The sequence below is a fragment of the Pseudonocardia pini genome, from assembly GCF_013870575.1.
GTDB classification, from domain to species: Bacteria; Actinomycetota; Actinomycetes; order Mycobacteriales; family Pseudonocardiaceae; genus Pseudonocardia; species Pseudonocardia pini.
Map to the genome: position 1 here is coordinate 1 of NZ_JACBXB010000602.1, position 3511 is coordinate 3511.

Below are 3511 nucleotides of genomic sequence, written 5' to 3' on the forward strand. Positions count from 1 at the left end.
TCCAGCGGTGCACGTGCACCGCCCCCGTGGCACCCGCCAGCCGGGACTCCTGGTGCCACACGACGTCCGTACCGGCGGTCATGACTTCTCCAAGGCGTGGTTCAGGTCGGCGATCAGGTCCGCGATCCCCTCGATGCCCACGGACAGCCGGACGAGCCCGGGGGTGACCCCGCTCGCCCGCTGCTCCGCGGGGCCGAGCTGGGCGTGCGTGGTCGACGCCGGGTGGATGGCCAGGCTGCGGACGTCGCCGATGTTGGCCAGGTGGCTGAACAGCCGCAGCGCGTCGACGAACCGCGCACCCGCCTCGCGGCCGCCGCGGATCTCGAAGGCCACCACCGCGCCCGCGCCCGCCCGCAGGTACCGCTGGGCCGCCGGGTGCCAGCGGCTGGACGGCAGCCCCGGGTAGTGGACGCCTTCGACGGCCGGATGGCCCTCGAGGAACTCGGCCACGGCCTGGGCGTTCTCGACGTGCCGGGCCAGCCGCACGTCGAGGGTCTCGATCCCCTGCAGCAGCAGGAACGAGTTGAACGGCGAGGCGGCCGGACCGAGGTCGCGCAGCAGCCGGGTGCGCAGCCGCAACGCGTACGCCACACCGTCGGGCCCGAACCGCTCCCAGAACGACAGCCCCTGGTAGGTGGGGTCGGGGGCGGTCAGCCCCGGCCAGAGGTCGGGATGGCGGCCGAAGTCGAACCGGCCGGAGTCGACCACCACGCCGCCGATCGCGGTGCCGTGCCCGGCGAGGAACTTCGTGGTCGAGTGCACGACCACGTCGGCGCCGTGCTCGATCGGCCGCAGCAGGTAGGGCGTGGGCACGGTGTTGTCCACGACGAGCGGCAGGCCCGCCTGGTGCGCCACCTCGGCCACCGCGGCGACGTCGAGGACGTTGCCCAGCGGGTTGCCGATGCTCTCGGCGAACAGGGCGCGGGTGGCCGGGGTGATCGCGCCGCGCCAGGCCGCGAGGTCGTCCGGGTCCTGCACGAACGTCACGCCCACGCCGAGGTCGGCGAAGGTCGACGAGAGCAGCGTGTGCGTGCCGCCGTACAGGCTCGCGGCGGCCACCACGTGGTCCCCCGCGCGGGCCAGGTTGAACAGCGCCAGCGTGGTCGCCGCCTGCCCGCTGCCGAGCGCCACGGCGGCGGTCCCGCCCTCCAGCGCGGCGATCCGCTCCTCCACGACGGCGCTGGTGGGGTTGGAGAGCCGGGTGTAGGCGTGGCTCTCGAGGTCCTCCAGGGCGAACGCCGCGGCGGCGTGCGCGCTGTCGGTGAAGCGGAACGAGGTGGTCTGGTAGATCGGCACGGCCCGGGCGCCCGTCGCCGGGTCCGGGCGCGCCCCCGCGTGCAGCTGCCGGGTGGCGAACGACGTCACGGGCGCCGGGCCAGGACGTCGGGCCAGTACTTCTCCGCCACGCGAGGGTGCGACCGCAGCCAGCCGCGGACGGCGTTCTCCCCGAACTGGGCGTGCAGGGGGTTGTCCGGGTCGTCGCTGATCCCGCGGACCCGGGCCGCCAGCTCGGCGGGCAGCTCGAGGGGCTCGACGACGGCGTCGAGGCGCGGGCCGAGGAAGAAGGGCACCGAGAAGCGGTCCACCCCCACCGGCGGGCTGACCACCCGGTGCCGGGTCGCCGTGAGGTAGCCCTGGGTGGCGATCTCCAGCATCTCGCCGATGTTGACCACGAAGGAGCCGGGGACCGGGGTGGCGTCGATCCACCGCCCGTCCGGGCCCTCGACCTGCAGCCCGCCCACCTCGTCCTGCTGCAGCAGCGCGAGGTAGCCGTAGTCCTTGTGCACGCCCACGCCCTGGTCGGACTCCGGGTCGGGGCGGCCGGGGTAGCGCACGATCTTCACGTGCAGCGAGGACTCCTCGTCGAACCAGGCGTCGAAGTAGCCCTCCGCCTGGCCGAGCGCCGCGGCCAGCGCGCGGAGCACCTCGCGGCTCACCCGCAGCGCCTCGTCCTGCCAGCGCAGCACGGTGTCCCGCAGCTCCGGCAGCGCCGACGGCCACTGGTTCGGCCCGATCAGCCGCACCCAGTCCGGGTCGCCGGGCCGCTGCTCCACCACGGCCCGCTCCGGGCCGATGTCGATCTGCTCCCGCCAGTCGGCGGTGCCACCGGTGTGCTCGGTGCCCGTGCGGGTGTAGCCGCGGAACTGCGGCGAGTGCACGTTCTCGATCTCGAGCCGCTGCTCGACGGGGAGGGCGAAGAACCGCCGGGCCAGCTCGTCGATCCCGGCGGTGACCTCGGCCGGGACGCCGTGACCGGTCACGTAGAAGAACCCGACGTCCCGGGCCGCGACCCGCAGGTCGGCCAGGAACGTGGGATCGGTGCGGAAGCGGGAGAGGTCGAGGACGGGGAGACTGGACACGCTCATGGGCACCTCACGGACGCGGACCGGGCCCGGGGACTCCGGGCCCGGCCACAGGATCGGCTCTCCGGTCAGCCGCGGCGCGGCGAGCGCTGCAGCGCGGACCGCGCGACCGCGAGGTGCTGGGCGACCTCGGCCGTGATCAGCTCGCTGGGGGCCGCGGCACCGGCGGCGGCCCGCAGGGACCGGTGCCGGTCGACGAGCGCCTCGAGGGACTCCAGCAGGGCGTCGCCGATGTCGGTCAACCGGTCGTCTGCTGCGGACGGGACGTGCGAGTACTGCGTGGACGAGGACATGGGAACTCCGGGAGGGAGGCGAGAGGGGGACGACGGGAGGGCGAGCGATGGGCTCGACCCTCGGTGGTCGTCACCGACAGAGCGCCGCCCCGGTCCGGCAGAAGTCCACGTGCCGTCGCTTCGACCAGTCCCCCACCAGGGGACGGCGGAACGGCAGGCGCATCCGTCCACTGAACCCGTCGCCCGACCGGCTGTCAAGCGCATGAACGCTCACGTTTCCGACCGGCCCCACCGACGTCCGCCCTCCGCCGGGTCGGAGGCACACTGTGACCGTCCGTGGCGCCCGCCGCGGGCTCGTGGGCTGCGGGAGGCGGTGACCCGGTGGTGGTTCGACGGTTCGGTGTCGCCGCCGCGGACCGGGTCGCCGCGGTGCGGGCGACCCGGCTGCTCGAGACCGGGCCGGAGGAGGCGTTCAACCGGCTCACCCGGCTCGGCGGCAGGATCCTCGGTACCCCGATGGTGGCGCTCACCGTGGTCGACGACGTGCGGTCCTTCCTCAAGGGAGCGCCGGACCCGGCCCTGCTGTGCGGCCCGGACGGCACCTACGAGTCCCCCGTGAAGGACGCGGCCTGCCACCTCGTGATCGACTCCGGGGACGTGGTCCGCATCCCGGACACCGCGGCCGACGACCGCACCCGCGACCTCCCCCAGATCCACGACTTCTCCGCCGCCTCCTGGATCGGCGCCCCCGTCCTCGATCCCGACGGCCTCGTCGTGGGCAACTTCTGCGCCATGGACGGCGTCGTCCGGGACTGGACCGACGACGAGGCCGCGGCGCTGCGGGACCTGGCCCTCGCCGGCCTGATCAACGCCGTCGACCGCTTCCAGCCGGACCGCGGCGTGGACTTCCTCTCC

Annotated in this window: 4 protein-coding genes; 1 reads left to right on the plus strand and 3 read right to left on the minus strand. The window is 74.4% G+C overall.

Annotation, left to right across the window (positions count from 1 at the left end; genetic code table 11):
• Positions 1-78 precede the first annotated feature (78 nt).
• From H5J29_RS25575 to H5J29_RS25580, 3 genes are all read right to left on the minus strand, one after another.
• Positions 79-1365 carry an O-acetylhomoserine aminocarboxypropyltransferase/cysteine synthase family protein gene (locus H5J29_RS25575; RefSeq protein WP_312858403.1) on the minus strand — a complete coding sequence of 429 codons (1287 nt, stop codon included), beginning with the start codon at positions 1363-1365 and terminating at the stop codon, positions 79-81.
• A complete protein-coding gene (locus H5J29_RS34455; protein ID WP_220187924.1) occupies positions 1362-2366 on the minus strand; it encodes an isopenicillin N synthase family dioxygenase in 1005 nt (334 codons plus the stop codon). Before H5J29_RS34455 ends, H5J29_RS25575 begins: the two co-directional genes overlap by 4 nt.
• A 65-nt stretch (positions 2367-2431) precedes the next feature.
• A complete protein-coding gene (locus tag H5J29_RS25580; RefSeq protein ID WP_181783575.1) occupies positions 2432-2656 on the minus strand; it encodes a hypothetical protein in 225 nt (74 codons plus the stop codon).
• 321 nt (positions 2657-2977) lie between these two features.
• Between H5J29_RS25580 and H5J29_RS25585 the strand changes: the two genes are divergently transcribed.
• A partial coding sequence (locus H5J29_RS25585) for a GAF domain-containing protein (RefSeq protein ID WP_181783576.1) occupies positions 2978-3511 on the plus strand: 534 nt, incomplete at its 3' end.

Excerpts from the sequence above, each read along its gene's own strand:
- H5J29_RS25580 (WP_181783575.1), bottom strand. The coding sequence starts at position 2,656 with ATGTCCTCGTCCACGCAGTACTCGCACGTCCCGTCCGCAGCAGACGAC.
- H5J29_RS34455 (WP_220187924.1), bottom strand. The coding sequence starts at position 2,366 with ATGAGCGTGTCCAGTCTCCCCGTCCTCGACCTCTCCCGCTTCCGCACC.